This is a genomic window from Bdellovibrio sp. (genome assembly GCF_036384735.1).
Taxonomy (GTDB): Bacteria; Bdellovibrionota; Bdellovibrionia; order Bdellovibrionales; family Bdellovibrionaceae; genus Bdellovibrio.
The window spans coordinates 12,486-27,454 of the sequence record NZ_DASVLT010000050.1 but is presented as its reverse complement, the minus strand read 5'-3'; the positions used below and the strand labels follow the sequence as shown (position 1 = coordinate 27,454).

At 44.8% G+C, this 14,969-nt stretch carries 15 protein-coding genes; 1 reads left to right on the top strand and 14 read right to left on the bottom strand.

Annotated features, from left to right (window positions below):
* Positions 1 to 93: 93 nt before the first annotated feature.
* The 9 genes from VF412_RS15575 to VF412_RS15535 all read right to left on the bottom strand — a co-directional run bounded on the left by VF412_RS15575 (position 94) and on the right by VF412_RS15535 (position 8,630).
* Positions 94 to 318 carry a hypothetical protein gene (locus VF412_RS15575; RefSeq protein WP_331340183.1) on the bottom strand — a complete coding sequence of 75 codons (225 nt, stop codon included), beginning with the start codon at positions 316 to 318 and terminating at the stop codon, positions 94 to 96.
* A 31-nt stretch (positions 319 to 349) separates the two neighbouring features.
* Positions 350 to 2,317 (bottom strand): ATP-binding protein, encoded by a 1,968-nt coding sequence (locus VF412_RS15570; RefSeq protein ID WP_331340182.1) that lies wholly within the window; start codon positions 2,315 to 2,317, stop codon positions 350 to 352.
* Positions 2,314 to 3,315 carry a hypothetical protein gene (locus VF412_RS15565; protein WP_331340181.1) on the bottom strand — a complete coding sequence of 334 codons (1,002 nt, stop codon included), beginning with the start codon at positions 3,313 to 3,315 and terminating at the stop codon, positions 2,314 to 2,316. Before VF412_RS15565 ends, VF412_RS15570 begins: the two co-directional genes overlap by 4 nt.
* The gene (locus VF412_RS15560; protein ID WP_331340180.1) at positions 3,296 to 3,766 is read right to left on the bottom strand and encodes a hypothetical protein; all 471 of its coding nucleotides are present in this window, start codon (positions 3,764 to 3,766) and stop codon (positions 3,296 to 3,298) included. The genes VF412_RS15565 and VF412_RS15560 overlap by 20 nt, the downstream gene beginning before the upstream one ends.
* Before the next feature lie 11 nt (positions 3,767 to 3,777).
* A complete protein-coding gene (locus VF412_RS15555; RefSeq protein WP_331340179.1) occupies positions 3,778 to 4,821 on the bottom strand; it encodes a rod shape-determining protein in 1,044 nt (347 codons plus the stop codon).
* A gap of 114 nt (positions 4,822 to 4,935) precedes the next feature.
* The gene (locus VF412_RS15550; protein ID WP_331340178.1) at positions 4,936 to 5,964 is read right to left on the bottom strand and encodes a hypothetical protein; all 1,029 of its coding nucleotides are present in this window, start codon (positions 5,962 to 5,964) and stop codon (positions 4,936 to 4,938) included.
* Positions 5,965 to 6,170: 206 nt separating this feature from the next.
* Positions 6,171 to 6,356, bottom strand: a complete 186-nt coding sequence (locus tag VF412_RS15545; RefSeq protein ID WP_331340177.1) for a hypothetical protein — start codon at positions 6,354 to 6,356, stop codon at positions 6,171 to 6,173.
* Positions 6,357 to 6,538: 182 nt separating this feature from the next.
* A complete protein-coding gene (locus tag VF412_RS15540) occupies positions 6,539 to 8,170 on the bottom strand; it encodes a glycerol-3-phosphate dehydrogenase/oxidase (RefSeq protein WP_331340176.1) in 1,632 nt (543 codons plus the stop codon).
* A 4-nt stretch (positions 8,171 to 8,174) separates the two neighbouring features.
* The gene (locus VF412_RS15535) at positions 8,175 to 8,630 is read right to left on the bottom strand and encodes a hypothetical protein (protein WP_331340175.1); all 456 of its coding nucleotides are present in this window, start codon (positions 8,628 to 8,630) and stop codon (positions 8,175 to 8,177) included.
* 52 nt (positions 8,631 to 8,682) lie between these two features.
* Between VF412_RS15535 and VF412_RS15530 the strand changes: the two genes are divergently transcribed.
* Positions 8,683 to 9,429, top strand: a complete 747-nt coding sequence (locus VF412_RS15530) for an HAD-IB family phosphatase (RefSeq protein ID WP_331340174.1) — start codon at positions 8,683 to 8,685, stop codon at positions 9,427 to 9,429.
* On the opposite strand, the gene VF412_RS15525 is transcribed toward VF412_RS15530, so the two are convergent.
* The 5 genes from VF412_RS15525 to VF412_RS15505 form a co-directional block, all read right to left on the bottom strand.
* Positions 9,426 to 10,910, bottom strand: a complete 1,485-nt coding sequence (locus VF412_RS15525; RefSeq protein WP_331340173.1) for an NAD(P)/FAD-dependent oxidoreductase — start codon at positions 10,908 to 10,910, stop codon at positions 9,426 to 9,428. The two genes, VF412_RS15530 and VF412_RS15525, sit on opposite strands and share 4 nt — an antisense overlap.
* 106 nt (positions 10,911 to 11,016) lie before the next feature.
* A complete protein-coding gene (locus tag VF412_RS15520; RefSeq protein ID WP_331340172.1) occupies positions 11,017 to 12,336 on the bottom strand; it encodes an aminopeptidase P family protein in 1,320 nt (439 codons plus the stop codon).
* Between the two features lie 8 nt (positions 12,337 to 12,344).
* Positions 12,345 to 13,361 (bottom strand): patatin-like phospholipase family protein, encoded by a 1,017-nt coding sequence (locus tag VF412_RS15515; RefSeq protein WP_331340171.1) that lies wholly within the window; start codon positions 13,359 to 13,361, stop codon positions 12,345 to 12,347.
* Positions 13,330 to 14,097, bottom strand: a complete 768-nt coding sequence (locus tag VF412_RS15510) for a TlyA family RNA methyltransferase (protein WP_331340170.1) — start codon at positions 14,095 to 14,097, stop codon at positions 13,330 to 13,332. Before VF412_RS15510 ends, VF412_RS15515 begins: the two co-directional genes overlap by 32 nt.
* Before the next feature lies 1 nt (position 14,098).
* Positions 14,099 to 14,968 carry a farnesyl diphosphate synthase gene (locus VF412_RS15505; protein WP_331340169.1) on the bottom strand — a complete coding sequence of 290 codons (870 nt, stop codon included), beginning with the start codon at positions 14,966 to 14,968 and terminating at the stop codon, positions 14,099 to 14,101.
* Between the last annotated feature and the right edge of the window lies 1 nt (position 14,969).

Sequence of the window (14,969 nt, the reverse complement as noted above, 5' to 3'; positions counted from 1 at the left end):
GATTAAATCAACCGAGCAATTTTCTGAAATCTGTAAAGAAAATGTTAAGGGAAACTAGCCCAGCACTAGACGAATGGCTAAGCTAGCAAAAGATTACGGGGCAGATGCCGTAATTACCGAGGCGGGCCCCCGACGAGTTGTTTGAATTTTCAATTTATCTCGCGTGTTAGAATGAATGACCACTTGACCCGAATGAGAAATTTTAACTTCAATGTCGCCCCGAACAGGCACCTCGCCTGCCAGATAAAGAGGCTTCGACTCACCATGAGACATGCAAGTAATCAGTAGAATTGCTGTCAGAGATAAAAACGCTTTCATAGTCTTCTCTTCGGAAGACTAGACTAAAGCTTTAGGACGTTAGTTGAGTAGGCCTTTCCTGCACGGGAGGATAAACCGGGATAATAACAATAAACTCAGTGCCCACGCCTATTTGAGACCGCACTTGAATTTCACCGCCGTGATTCTGAATGATGCCATAAGAGATGCTAAGACCTAGACCTGTGCCCTGGCCCACGCCTTTAGTCGTGAAGAACGGATCGAAAATTTTATCCAAAGTTTCAGAGGACATTCCCTTACCACTGTCTTGAACAGAGACCTGCACCCAACCTGTTTTATCCTTTGAGCCCTTATAATCCTTCAACGCCATCGTGGAGATCCAAATGTGTCCACTGCCATCAATGGCTTGAACAGCATTCGACAAGATATTCATGAACACTTGATTGATCTGACTTGCATAGCAATGAACCAGAGGGGTCGGCTCATACTGCCGATGAATCTCAATACGATTTTTGATTTCACCCTGAAGCAAGTTCAATGTTGTGTCTAAGCTTTGATGAACGTCGATTTCTTGCAACTTCGCTTCTTCTAAGCGGGAGAAATTGCGCAATCCTAAAACGATGTCCCGTGTGCGACGAGCACCGTCTTGACAGGATGATACAAGTTTTGGCAAATCTTTCACGATGTAATCAAATTCAAATTCCTCCTTCAATGCTGGAAGTCTTTGAGGTTCCTTTTCAGCAATATCCGCAATTTGAATAAGCTTTTCTGAATATTCTTTGAGATGAGTCATATTGCTGTAGATGAAACCGATCGGGTTGTTCAACTCGTGGGCAACACCTGCCACAAGCTGACCCAAGCTGACCATTTTTGCAGAGTGAACAAGCTTGGTCTGTGTGTCTTTCAATTCTTTATTGGCCGCTTCAAGTTCCGTAATTTTCTTCCGCAGATCAGATCTGGCAGTCCAAATCTTTTTGCTCATTTCATTGAAACTTTCCGTCAGCAGGCCGATTTCAGTATCGTTTTTCACCGGAATCGTCACCGCTTGTTCTTGTGACTCAAATGATTGCAAAGCTTCAACCAGATCATAAAGTGGTTTTAAAACCCAGCTTGAAGTCACAAGAATTGTCAGGATCAAAAGAATGATAACGGCACCGACAACCGTGATAAATGCATAGTTCACGTTCTTCAAAACTGCCGTCGCCTCGCTTTTTGAGGCGCCCAGGGCCACATAGAATTTCGTAATTCCCCAATCTAGTGGATAGATAAGGAATCCGTACGGGTTTCCACGTACATTTAAGTCAAAAAATGGCTCGGCTCCGGGACGGAAATAATTTTTAAAGAAGTCTTTTTTATAGAGGTAAAAATCAGGATGACTTGCAACTTCGACCTGACCGTTGTCTTTAAAAAGAATCAACTCAAGCTTCAGACGACTTTTAATTTTTGCCAGGAAGTTTTTATTCAAATCAACGATCTGCTCGATATAACCAACGGTGCGCCCACCGGGACCTAGAACTTTTGAAATCAGTACCAGATTTACCTTTTGTGTCTCAGTGAACTCTGCGAGGCTGATTTCTTTTTGATCCTTCAAATCCGACATGTATTTTGCCGACAAGAAAACTGCATCTTGCACCGGCATGAAGCTGCGAACAGTGTCTTTGTCGTCTTTAAATACAGAAGTCAGCATTCGACCTTCACGATCGAAGAAAGTCAGACTGGAAATGCCGTCCGTTTTCAACCAATTCGTTGAAATTCCTTTTAAGGTCGCGCCGTCACCCATTGTTAAATGATACGTCAGATTGGGATCGCGGACGTAACGATCACGCTTTTGTTGCAGACTGTTTTTGTAGTCGTTAAGGATGAGTCCGATTTCTTGGGCGTTGCCGCTGAGACGCTGAGATAGCTCATGATCGATGGCTTTTTCGTACTTGATCATTGAATAAACAGTGACAAATGCCAACGGCACAACGGAAAAGAGCACGAACCAGACAATCAAGATCGTGCGAAGTGATCTTTTCGGTTTGCGCCTTAATGTTTTCACTGTTTCGCTTCATCCACCGTCAAGATAAGACGAATGATTCCGTCAGGCATTACACGCGGATGTTTTTCTTTACCGATATGAGCTTTGCCGTAAGTTGCAAGATATGCGGAAAGCTCTGGGTACTTTGCTTCTGGAATAGTGAAGTGGTAATACATTGAGTTCGCAGTTTTTTGCCAACCAAGTTCCACAGCACCGGCTTTGCGACCACCGAGCTCTTTAATCTTCTCTGTGATCTTAGGACCAACAACAGCCAGGTTTGTAACTATGATATCACCGCGATACAAGAATCCGCCGGATGTTGCTGATGCACTATCAGATTTGTTTTCGTCACTTTTTGCAACAGACTCAGCCTTGGTCGCTGATTTCGGTGAGGGACTTGCCTTTACCACAGCCGCCGCCGCAACAGTTTTCGCTGGGGACGGAGTCGGTGTCACACTTGCCGCAACCGACGCCGAAGGAGTTGGCGCTGCAAGAGGTTTTGCGGTTTTAAGATCCTCATCCACGAACTGAGGCTTTTCTTCAATTGGCGGTGTAGGCGCTGTCTCTTGTTTTGAAACTTCAGCTAAAACTACTTCTTTTGAACCTGTCGAAATTCCCATGTTCAAAAGTTTCTGCCACGGAGCCACTGTCAGAAGAACAACGATAACTGCAACAACAACTAATGCTTCCAATCCCCATTTTAAACCTTGGGGCCATTTATCGAAATTCGATTTCTGCATCAAAGTCGTTAAATAAGTCGACGTGGAGTTGATTTGTTCGATGATTGGTTGAGAAACCACGGTTCCAGATAACTGGTTTGCGTAAGCCTCACCGTTTTGAATTTTATTAAGATCTAATTGAGCGTCGCGCGAATATTTCACGTGATCGGCAACTGCACTTTTTCTTTCCTCATCAAGCATGCCTGAAAGATAGTCGTACAAGAGTTCATGACCGATGAAAGGAGAGATCTCCCTTTTATTTTTTTTTGAGAGGGAAAGTTTATTTTCCTGCTGTGCCATGCTTCTGTTTACTCACACCTTGGGTCATTGTTCCGAGCTTGCGTAAAGATCTGCCAAGACGATAGCGAATCGTCCCTGCCGTGATACCCAAGCCTTCAGAAATATCTTGATCACTGATTTTTAAAATTTTAGACCAGATAACTGTTAAAAGCTCGTCTTCAGAAGCAGTCTTCTGAAATTCACGCCAAGGGCCTAGATCGACTCCCTCAGGAAGTAGCCAACCAGATTCTACAGAGGTGTTTGGACGTCCACGTGCAACGCGGACTTTGAAGCGGTCCCAGACAGCTTTCGTCGAAGAGACGAGAGCCACAGAGTTTTTGATTTCAGGATTTCGTTTTTTCTTATCTAGACAAACGGCTAGTGCCTGTGTCGAAGCCTCGACCGCCTTTTTATCATCAAGTAAAGCAAAGTAGAAAAAGAGGGCGATCGATTGAATGTCGGCTTCTGTCATATGTTAAGATACTAATCGACAGTAAGCTGTCTGAGAAGGTCGAGCTGGTCTAGAACTTTGCCCGAACCCATAACAACACAGCTCAAAGGGTCTTCCGCGATCGAAACTGGCAGTCCAGTTCTTTCACGAAGAAGCACGTCAAGGTTGGCAAGCAACGCTCCACCACCTGTTAGAACGATACCGTTATCAACGATATCAGATGCAAGTTCCGGTGGAGTTTTCTCAAGAGCTGTACGAACAGCATCAACAACCTCTGAAAGAGGGTCCATCAATGCATCGTTCACTTGAGAGCTTGTGATTTCGATTGTTTTAGGGGCACCGGCAACAAGGTCACGACCTTTGATCTCCATCGTTTTTTCTTCTTCGAATGGATAAGCGTTACCGATTTGAATTTTGATGTTTTCAGCAGTTCTTTCACCGATCAACAAGTTGAATTGGCGGCGAACGTAGTTCACGATCGCTTCGTCGAATTTATCGCCCGCAACTTTGATTGATTTACAGTAAACAATACCACCCAAAGAAATAACAGCGACGCCAGTTGTACCACCGCCCATATCGACAACCATGTTGCCTGATGGCTCAGTGATTGGAAGACCTGCACCGATCGCAGCTGCCATTGGTTCCTCGATCAAGTAAACCTCACGAGCACCTGCAGACTGAGCTGCCTCTTTCACCGCACGTTTTTCCACCTGAGTGATTCCGTAAGGAACGCAGATGATAATACGAGGACGGATGAAAGATTTTTTCTCGCCCAATGATTTACCGATAAAATATTTAAGCATTGATTGTGTAACTTCGAAGTCAGCGATAACACCGTCTTTAATCGGACGAATTGCAACGATACTTCCAGGAGTACGTCCCAACATGTCTTTCGCTTCTTTACCAACGGCAAGAACACGGTTTTGCATTCCGCGATAGTTCTTTTGAACTGCTACAACGGATGGTTCATCAAGAATGATTCCGCGGCCTTTCACGTACACAAGTGTGTTCGCTGTACCCAAGTCAATTGCGATATCATTCGAAAAATAGTCTTGTACTTTATCAAAAAAAGTCATGCTGAAACTGCCTTCAGGGTGAACCCTAAACGGGTGCTAAATATCGATTTACAGATCAAGTCTAGGTATAATGAAAACCAGAGTCAATGCAGATATTTAGGACCCGTGAGCCAGTTATTTTGACGCAGCACCACAACTAAGGACTATGTTCGAGCCGGTTTCGCGGGAGTCAAAGCGCAATTCCAGACCTTCATTGAGTGAACTTTCCGTTCGCAAAGTCTTATCTCCGTCGATATCTTTCAATTCTAACTCGATGCGCTCGTCAAGCCCAGCAGCAGCGGGTTTCAGACGAAGAGTGATTTCCTCAGAGGCTCCATGAGCGAAGATGTGTCGCTCAGTCACAGAATGCAAATCCCAACCGATCGATTCATCGCGAGAACTTCGGCTGTCTTCACCCTTATAAACACAACGCACTTGGCGAAGATCTTTCTTCGGGCGTTTGAAACTAGAATCACTTAAGCACACTACTTGGGACAGCTTTTGCGAGCTTTGATCCTGAACCGTCAAAGTCATCTGTGAGCCTAAGTTACTGCGCACCAAATAAGAGTCTTCTCCATTATTTTGAACCAAGCCAATTACGCCCTCAGCAGGCGTCGCCCCTTGGGCTGCGCGCATCGTGAACTTCGCTCTTCCATAAGACTGAACCATTGAGCCCATAATGTCGAAGGTACGATCTCGATGACCGTCCCAGAAAATTTCGCGGATCATTTGACGATTGCGCGGATTGAATGGATTTAAATTCTGCAGAAGTGTGCGATCTGCCGTATCAGAGACATTCATCACACAACGGGCTGAATTCATGATGTTCAACGTCGGTCCAGCATTTGTTCCAAGGTTCACGCATTGGTTATTGAACATCATCACGCGACCTTCACGAGCGCAGTTGTTATTCAGAGCATCGTTTGTCAAAGCTTGGCAGTAGTCAGCCTTCGTCGTGAAGTCTTTGCGACCCGTATCGCAACCATTTTGAGTGAATTGATAAGTGAAATGTCCATTCACGAAAGGAGTATTTGTCGTCGGCACCGTGGTCGCTGTAGGTACGACAGGCGCAGGTGCGGAAGAACCACCACCGCCATTCGAACAAGCGATCATTGTGGTCATAGAAAGTAATGAAGTAACAAAAAATCCTGCAGAGATTTTCATGGGACATTCCTTTTTAAGTGCTTTGTCGCACTAACAGTTCCGTAGGCCTGCCACTTTCATTCCACTCTCTAATATGCTTAATCACTGTCTGAGGATTGATCGACTGTCTAAAACTTAGACGAGAGACAGACTGCGCCCCTAAAAACACAAAAAGCCCGATAGAAGGCCATCGAGCTTTTTGATTCGAATTGACGGGAATCTGAAAACTATTTCGTTTCAGACTCTTTGGCTTTGGCTTTTTCTTTCACGCATTTTTTAATATCTGATTTTTTTGCGCTTGGATTTTCTTGTTTGCATTCAGCTACCAAAGCCTTCCTTTCTTCTTTAGAAAGTTTTGCATTCGCTGCAACTGTGAATGAAAGGACCATTGCCGCTAGCATAATTTTTTTCATGAGATTCTCCTTTTTTTAAAGTGTAGCTCAATAAGTTGGTTCAACATCTTAGAATTTACATATGAACATTTTAGTCGTCGAAGATGAAGTCTCTATTTTAAAAAACATCGTTGTCACTTTAGAAAAATAAGATCTACATCTGTCATCGATAAAATTCGAGCAACTTTTGAATCAGCGGAGATCTAGAAGTGTTTTTTCCAATCCACTTCGTGAGCCATGTACTCTGTCAGCATATGGATTTCGTCGTGAAGACGCTTGTCGTTCCAGCCCATTTTCTCTTGGAAAACTTTGCCGATTTCATCAATGTGTTTTACACCATGGTTGCGATCTGCAAGGAACAAATGCACGCGACGCGCATAAAAGTCCCTCATGTGTAAGCACATCGTTGTATCGATGGCCTGGGCCGCTTCCAGTTGCCAATACGTGTAGTTTTCCGGATTATTATCACAAATCACTTCGGCTTCTTTGCCGTAGCGTTCAGCCAATTCACGCATATCTTCAACCGGACGACCAAACTGCTCAGCCCAACTGTCCACTAAGGCTCGTGCTTGATGGAATGAATCTACTGTTGTGTATTCATTCAAAGCTTTTGTCGTGTCAGCAGGACCGAATTTCACACGATCTTCCATCGTGAAAGATTTCAACGCGTGATCTACGGTTTGCTTACACATCAAACGATAGGTCGTATATTTACCGCCAGCCACGAAAGTAACTCCGCGAGGGTCATCGATAATTGTATGTTCGCGACTTGTTTTTCCCTCAGAAGACGAACCATCATTCACTAAAGGTCGAACCCCCGCATAACTGGCAATAATGTCGTGGGCCGTTACTTTTGCGCCAGGGAAATAATGATCTGTGATCTCTAGAAGATATTTGACGTCTTCAGGTGTGCACGTCACAGATTCCGGATGCTCTTTATAATCGGTATCTGTGGTTCCAATGATGATCATTTCGTGACGAGGAATACCAAATACAATGCGATCTTCTTTTTCTGCTCCCATTACAACCGCACTTGATAACGGCAAGCGATGTTTTGGTAGCGTCAGATGAACACCTTTTGTTGGGCGAAGGATATTTTTCCAATCTTTAAATAACTGGTGTCCGACCTCGTCAGTCCAAGGACCCACCGAGCTGACGACGTGACGAGCTTTGATTGCAAATTTCTCGCCGCCGATTTGATCTTCACAAAGAACGGCTGTGATCCTGCCGTCCTCAAATTGCGCACCGGTTGCCTTCACATAATTCGCACAAATAGCGCCGTTTTCGTTTGCAGAGCGCAAAGTCTCTAGAACCAAACGGTCATCATCCATATACGCATCAGAATAAATATAAGAACCCAGCAAATGTGTTGAACGAAGTGCTGGCATACGATCCAGGGATTCTTGAGCATTGCAACGTTCATGCATTTCTGGCGCTTGGAACAAAGATAAAGCATCGTACAGCCACATTCCAAGGCCCATTTTACCCATGCCAACACGGCTTTCTTGATATAGTGGAATCATAAAGCGTAGTGGATGCACAAGATGCGGAGCCATTTCGAAAAGTTTCGTGCGTTCATTTAACGCTTCAAAAACTAATTTAAATTCAAAATTTTCTAGGTAGCGAATGCCACCATGAATTAGCTTGCTGGATTTAGAGGAAGTACCAGAGGCGAAGTCACGGGTTTCGATCAAAGCGACTTTCATTCCACGGGCAGAGGCATCGCGCGCGACACCTGCTCCGTTAATTCCTCCCCCGATGATCACAAGATCAAATTCTTGCGCTTTCATTTTGCCAATATTTTGAATGCGGTTGGCGAAGGAGAAGTTTTTCATGAGATCACCCTTTTGTCGTTTTTACTGATAAAGTTCCTGGCTGCCATGACTCTGGTTTAAAACTTTTCACAGAGTTCGACACCCCATTTTCATGCGGAAAATAAACTCTTTGAAGATGTTTTTCGCGGCCCAATTTGTAAGCCAATTCGCAAAGCTCATCGCGAGCTTGCAAAGAACAATACTGTACATGCTCAACCCATAAAGACTGCGTTTGACCGTCAAGGAACAACAAGGGTTGTGCGATAAAGTAGCCCATAAGTTTGTTGTTTTCAGTATCGCGAGCCAGAAAACTCCACCCCATGGGAATGTAGTGATTTAAAGCCTCGACGCGAAATTTCGAACTCCATCCCGCCATCATGCGTTCCATTTCGTCAGGATAAGTTTCCTGCAATTTCTTATTTTCGAGATCTAAGATTTCTTGCAGGTCTTCAAGCAAAACAACTTTGCAGTAGAGGCTCATGAGCTTCAGCTCTCCTTGTCAATTCACTGATAGTATTTCATACTAAGAGCGCATGAAATACAAAGACTATTCCCCGGATATCTGGAAGCGCATACATACGACACTTGAAGAAGTTTTAAAAGTGGATTCGCACCCTGTCGCAGCTTTCGATGCCGACGGAACTTTGTGGGATACCGATCTCGGGGAAAACTTCTTCCAACATCAAATCAAACATAAACTCGTGAAACTGCCCTCAGAGCCGTGGGAACACTATCAAAAAATGAAGGCTGAAAATCCACAAAAAGCCTACCTTTGGCTAGCTCAGATTTGCGAGGGGCAGACCCTGGGGCAAGTTCATAGCTGGGCGAAGGAAGCCCTGCGAACTCTCCACCCTGTTCCTGTTTTTTCCGAGCAGAGGAAATTGATCGATCTTTTTCTTTCTAAAGGCGTACAAATTTATATCATCACCGCCTCGGTCAAATGGTCCGTAGAACCTGGCGCTGAGATGCTGGGATTGCCTTACGAAAGTGTGATTGGTGTTGAAACTTCGGTGGAAAACAATGTGATCACCGACGAACAAAAAGGCATCATCACCTACAAACAAGGCAAAGTAGATGCATTACTCGAGAAGACGGGTGGCAAAAAACCATTCTTTGCCAGCGGCAATACTATGGGTGACTTTCAACTTCTGCAAGTCGCCACAAATCTGCGCTTAGCGGTGAGCGCAGCTTCAGAGAATGATAAAAAACTTTATAATACGGAAGTTGAGCTTCACCAACATGCCGTAAGCAACGCGTGGCTCAGTCATCGTTTTATCTAGATCGTCTTTAAGTAGTTATAAATTTCACTAGCAGCCCGCAATCCCGTCGAGTGGGCTCCGTGAACCGACGCCGGTTGCTGTACAAGAGAAGTGGCTTCTCCTGCCCAAAATAATTGCCCTATCGTTTGTCCTAGAGCAGCCCTCGCATTTTGCACCGCCACGGAACCTTTTGGGTCACTGATCTGCAAATAAGAAATACCGCCCTTTGCAAATGGATCCTCGATCCATTTTTTGCAGCTGATAATCGGGGCTCCATCTTTTTTATGAGCAATCTTCTTGCTGATCGGCGTGGGAGTTTTAAACATACGATCCAAATCTGAAACTACGACTTGCATGATCTCCATGGAAGACAGGTGCATAAGTTTTTTTGCGTCATCACCGCTGAGGAGCGCCGTCAGTATCGGCGGCTTGTCCTCTTCTTTATAATGCGGAACAAAGTAAGTCTTCCCCGCTTTACGTTCCGATTTTTCTAGCTGATTTAGCATGCACATATCTTGGGGCCAGAATCGTGTCTTAAAACGAATGGAAAGTTTAATTTGATGAGCCGGCATGACGTAATTCAGTGCCTGCTCTTTTTGAGGTGTCCAATATTCTCCGAAGTCAATATTGCGAGAATGAAGCATTCCAATCGAAGCCGTGCATAACATGCTTCTTGCCGCAAAGAAACCTCCTCCGGCGACCTGGGCCCGAATCAGGTTTTTTTGTTCGCGAATCTTTGTGACAGAATGATTTAATAGAATCTTCGGCGAGGAAATTTCTTTCACCATTCCTCTTAAAATCGAGTCATATCCACCTAGGACATAGTATTCGTGCGAGCCTTTAAGTTGGGCGATCAGATGATCTTGCTGAAAGCCCTTCATACTGACCCGCTCTAAGGGGGCGCCTAGATGACCCGTCAAAAGAGTTTCCGCAGACTCGGCCGTGAAGCCATTGTATCCCATGCGCTTCATGAACATCGCACCGGAAATATCGGATCCATCAAAATTAAGAATGTCTTTAAAGATTCGATAAGATCTTAAAATTTTAAAATTCAAATGACCGACAGAATAAAGAGGCGAGTGCGGAACTGGTGCCAGGAATTCCGAGTTATAGAGATAACCTTTTAAAAGTTTTGGATAGGATTTGATTTCCAACTGATAGCGGTGAACATCATCCCATATCGGCGCAATTCCTGGAGCTACATGAATATATTCGGCCCCCTGTTCGACAGGAGAGCCAAAGTCATCGACAAGGCTTCGATCTGTGAACATACGACCACCAATACGATTGCTTCCTTCCAAGACAAGGATCTTCAATGGTTTTCCTTTAACTGACATTTGCGAAAGTTGGCGAGCCGCTGTTAAACCCGCAGGCCCAGCACCGATGATGATGCAGTCATAAATCGTTTGAGCGTCAGTTTCCATCGCTAGAGAAAAGCGCGGCAAGAAAGCAGAACCCATCACAGCCAATGAATCTTTTAGGAAGCTTCTTCTTGAAGTCATCCCTCAACGATTCTCTAGATTGTAGTCTGTGGGCAAGACGCTTGAATTGTTCTTGTTAGCAGGCAAGAAAAAACCCGCTCTTGTCAGAGCGGGTTTTTTGAAGATCTTAATTTTTGCCGACAACCTTTTCGATGTCAGAAATTTCTTTTGGCACAGAAGTCGTCATGTTTTCTGATCCGTGTGAAGTCACACGGATGTTGTCTTCAATACGAATACCGATGCCACGATATTTTGCAGGGGCAGAGCTGTCATCCGCAGGGATGTAAAGACCTGGCTCAACCGTGAAGCACATATTCGCTTCGATAGGACGTGGTTCACCTTTTTTGAAGTACAAGCCCGCGTCGTGAACATCAAGACCCAACCAGTGACCAATACCGTGCGGGTAATATTTCTTTTGAGCCAAGGCTTGGATCAAATCCTCTTTACGACCAGAAAGAAGACCCAGCTCGAGCATGGCATCTGTTAACATAGAAGTTCCCATGTCATGCAATTCCTTGAACACGATGCCCGGTTTAATGAATGCGATAATATCTTTTTGAACTTTCAAAACAGCCTCGTAAACACGAGCTTGCTCGTCCGTGAATTTGCCATTCACCGGATAAGTTCTTGTGATGTCACCTGTGTAGTAGTTGTACTCTGCACCGGCATCGATCAATAAAAGATCGCCATCGTTACAAACTTGGTCATTGAAGTTATAATGCAACGTCGTTGCTGCATTTCCCGAAGCTACGATAAATCCGTAACCCTCGCGGGCAGAGCCACGCATATAGAAATGATGAGTTAGCACGCCTTGGATCTGACGCTCAGTAACGCCAGGACGAGTGAAGCGCATCGCTGCCAAGTGCGCTTGAGCGGAAATTTCGCAAGCTTCGCGCAATTGAGTCAATTCGTATTCTGACTTCACCAAACGGTGCTCACCGATCAAGGTATCAGCATCATGGATCGTCAACAATCCATAACCAGTACGACCTTGAAGAGCTCTTACAGTCTCAAGAACTGATTCCATTTTTTCGTCAGCTTCTTTGTTTTTGAACTGACGATAGTAAACGCGATCCACTTCTTTCAACAGCTGCGGCGCCATTTTTTGGAATTCATCAATAGGATAAGCTTTATCAACTTTAAATTCGCGTTCGCAACCTTCTGGTCCATAGCGGAAGCCATCCCACGTTTCACGTTCTGGATCGCGACGACGAACGAACATCACAGTTTCAGGTTTCAAACCTGGACGATAAATCAAGATAGAATCTGGCTCTTCCCAACCAGTTAGATAGAACATATTCGAATCTTGGCGATACGGGAAATGCACATCGTGATTGCGAATCAATTCCGGATGAGAAGCGACAACCAAAGCTCCGCCTTGAATTTCTTGGCCGATCTTTCTTCTTCTTTCAGCAAAAATGTTCATATCATAAATTGGCTTTCTCATGCTCGCTCCTATAGGCCCCATTTGCGCGTAAGATTTTTCAACTGACGAGAGGCTTGATCGCCACCCTTATTCATAATCTCGCGACGTTTATCAAAATCCATAATGCTATAATCAGAAGTATCCAAGTTGATCACGCTATCTACCCCTTGAATTGGACGATTGTAGACGCCGGCGATTTCACTCCACAAGGTATTATCCGTTGTCGAAGCGTCGTTTGTGTAAGGCTTACTTCCGCCTGGTGCCTGCAAAACGTTTACAAGGACAATGTAGTTCGCACCTTTTTGGCGAAGATAGTTTGCCACTGCAGTAATGTCGCGAATACCAGCAACATTACCTTGGTAAGGTTGGAAGAATGGAGGATACGCCATGCAGAAATAAAGAATCTGCTCAAGACTGCCTTTATTCATCAAGTACGTTTGATTTTTCTTAAAATTGAAGGAAGGACATGTGAATGGAATTTTGAAATCTTCCACTTTCACTTTGTTGAAAGCCGTATTCGCGAAATCTTTTAACAAAGACACTTCGTTATTTTTGTGAACAGAACCCAAAATGTTTCTTTTCACAACTTCATCGTCTTTAAGTTTGAACATCTGCCATTCGACATCGTTGGCAAGTTCACGATTCGCGTATAAAGCCGCCATTGGAGTCGCAAGCTCTACACCGCCAATTGCATAGATAGGCACTTTATACTTCGCCATCTCGTGCAAGAAACCGATGTGCGCATAAGTCTTTGCACCTCCGGCACCTAAAATAATTCCAATCTTAGGCATTGCAGGAATCACCGGAGCCGGTGGTGGCGGCGGAGCCGCAGATTCACTCAACGGTGGCGGTGCAAGTTCTGGCGCTTGATTTACTCCACCTTGTTGAGGATATGTTTGCTGTTGCTCGCGACCCGACGTCGTCGTTGTTTGAGACGGCTGAGTGCCTTTGCGCACTTCATCTCTCGTTCTGAGCGATTGGCAACCAGCCAAGAAGATCAAAGCCAACAGCCAACTAGTGTTTCTTCGCGAAAACAAAAAACTCATTATTGCCATCCTTTCCTTCAATGGAGGACGAAAAATAGTCCAAGACATCAAAGCCATTGTTGCGGCAGCAGGATTTAATCTTCTCTTCGACTTTTGCGTAGAGAGAAGCATCCTTGACGATACCACCCTTAGACAGTCCGTCAACGCCCACCTCAAACTGAGGCTTCACAAGACTCAACAAATGGCCAGCGGGTTTCAAAAATCCCTTCAGTTCTGGAATGATCAATTCAATAGAGATGAAGGACACATCCATCACAATCAGATCAAACTTTTCTGAAGGAGTTAATGCCAAGACTCTGTCTTCCTGAGACAGAGCCCTCGCATTGACGCCCTCTAGAACTTGCAACTTCGGGTGATCTTTCAACATCAGGCTCACCTGTCCGTGTCCCACATCGACACCCAAAACAAATTCGGCACCTTTTTGCAAAAGACAGTCTGTGAATCCACCTGTGGAAATTCCCACGTCCAAAGCTTTATAGCCCTGAACATTCATTTTCACATGATCAAGAGCACCCTCTAACTTCAAACCGCCACGGGATACGTAACGATTTGCAGGTCCGAGCTCCACAATAATTTTTGAGGAAGGCTCAATCGACAAACTGGCTTTTTTCAAAACTCGTTTGCTCGTCCCTTCTTCAAGAAAGACCTGACCCGCTTCAATCAATTCTTGGGCGTGAGTTCGCGATAAAGCAAATCCCTTTTCCACAAGATAAAGATCCAAACGAGTCTTCGTCATATTAAGCCTTACGACTCTGGTTGAAATTAATTAAATACTCAAGCATGGCGGCGTCGTTGGAAACCTTGCGAAGCTCTGTCATAGTTTCATCAGAGATTTCTTGCAGATAATCTTTTGTACCTTCAAGGCCCAAGATGCCTGTGAAGCTGCGAATGTCCTGATCTTTTTCACCGTGATCCAAAACATCATCGGCCACTTGGAAAGCAAGGCCCAAGCCTTCGCCAAATTTTTTAAGGCTTTCGATATCAGACGGCTTTGCGCCTGCGATGATCGCAGCACCTTCCACAGAAAGACGAATCAATGCGCCCGTTTTCAAACGATGCAAATGAGTCAGCTCTTCTAATGACATTTGTTTTTCTTCGGCACGCAAATCGATAGCTTGACCACCAACCATGCCACGAATTCCTGCCGCTTCAGAAACAAGTTCTGTCAAACGACCCACAAGGAATCCGCTATCAGCATAATTTTTTGCAAGAAGCATAAAGGCTTCTGTCAAAAGTGCATCACCCGCAAGCAATGCAAAGTCTTCGCCGAAAACCTTATGGTTTGTCGGCTTACCGCGACGAACATCGTCGTTATCCATGCACGGGAGGTCGTCGTGAATTAAAGAATATGTATGAATAAATTCGACCGCTGCCGCAAAAGGAAGAACCTTTTCAATCGGACAAGCAAAAAGCTCTGCCACTAGCAACGATAAGACAGGACGGAAGCGTTTGCCTCCGTTTGTTGCGGAATACAGCATGGACTTGCGAAGTTCTGCGATAGCATTGCCTTGTGGCAAGGCCATATCGGAAAGATACTTTTCGACAAACTGATTCACAGTTTGCACTCGCAAAGACATCTCTTTTTCTAGATCAATAGCCAAATCCAAA

Excerpts from the sequence above, each read along its gene's own strand:
- VF412_RS15575 (WP_331340183.1), bottom strand. The coding sequence starts at position 318 with ATGAAAGCGTTTTTATCTCTGACAGCAATTCTACTGATTACTTGCATG.
- VF412_RS15565 (WP_331340181.1), bottom strand. The coding sequence starts at position 3,315 with ATGGCACAGCAGGAAAATAAACTTTCCCTCTCAAAAAAAAATAAAAGG.
- VF412_RS15560 (WP_331340180.1), bottom strand. The coding sequence starts at position 3,766 with ATGACAGAAGCCGACATTCAATCGATCGCCCTCTTTTTCTACTTTGCT.
- VF412_RS15555 (WP_331340179.1), bottom strand. The coding sequence starts at position 4,821 with ATGACTTTTTTTGATAAAGTACAAGACTATTTTTCGAATGATATCGCA.
- VF412_RS15550 (WP_331340178.1), bottom strand. The coding sequence starts at position 5,964 with ATGAAAATCTCTGCAGGATTTTTTGTTACTTCATTACTTTCTATGACC.
- VF412_RS15545 (WP_331340177.1), bottom strand. The coding sequence starts at position 6,356 with ATGAAAAAAATTATGCTAGCGGCAATGGTCCTTTCATTCACAGTTGCA.
- VF412_RS15540 (WP_331340176.1), bottom strand. The coding sequence starts at position 8,170 with ATGAAAAACTTCTCCTTCGCCAACCGCATTCAAAATATTGGCAAAATG.
- VF412_RS15535 (WP_331340175.1), bottom strand. The coding sequence starts at position 8,630 with ATGAGCCTCTACTGCAAAGTTGTTTTGCTTGAAGACCTGCAAGAAATC.
- VF412_RS15530 (WP_331340174.1), top strand. The coding sequence starts at position 8,683 with ATGAAATACAAAGACTATTCCCCGGATATCTGGAAGCGCATACATACG.
- VF412_RS15525 (WP_331340173.1), bottom strand. The coding sequence starts at position 10,910 with ATGACTTCAAGAAGAAGCTTCCTAAAAGATTCATTGGCTGTGATGGGT.
- VF412_RS15520 (WP_331340172.1), bottom strand. The coding sequence starts at position 12,336 with ATGAGAAAGCCAATTTATGATATGAACATTTTTGCTGAAAGAAGAAGA.
- VF412_RS15515 (WP_331340171.1), bottom strand. The coding sequence starts at position 13,361 with ATGAGTTTTTTGTTTTCGCGAAGAAACACTAGTTGGCTGTTGGCTTTG.
- VF412_RS15510 (WP_331340170.1), bottom strand. The coding sequence starts at position 14,097 with ATGACGAAGACTCGTTTGGATCTTTATCTTGTGGAAAAGGGATTTGCT.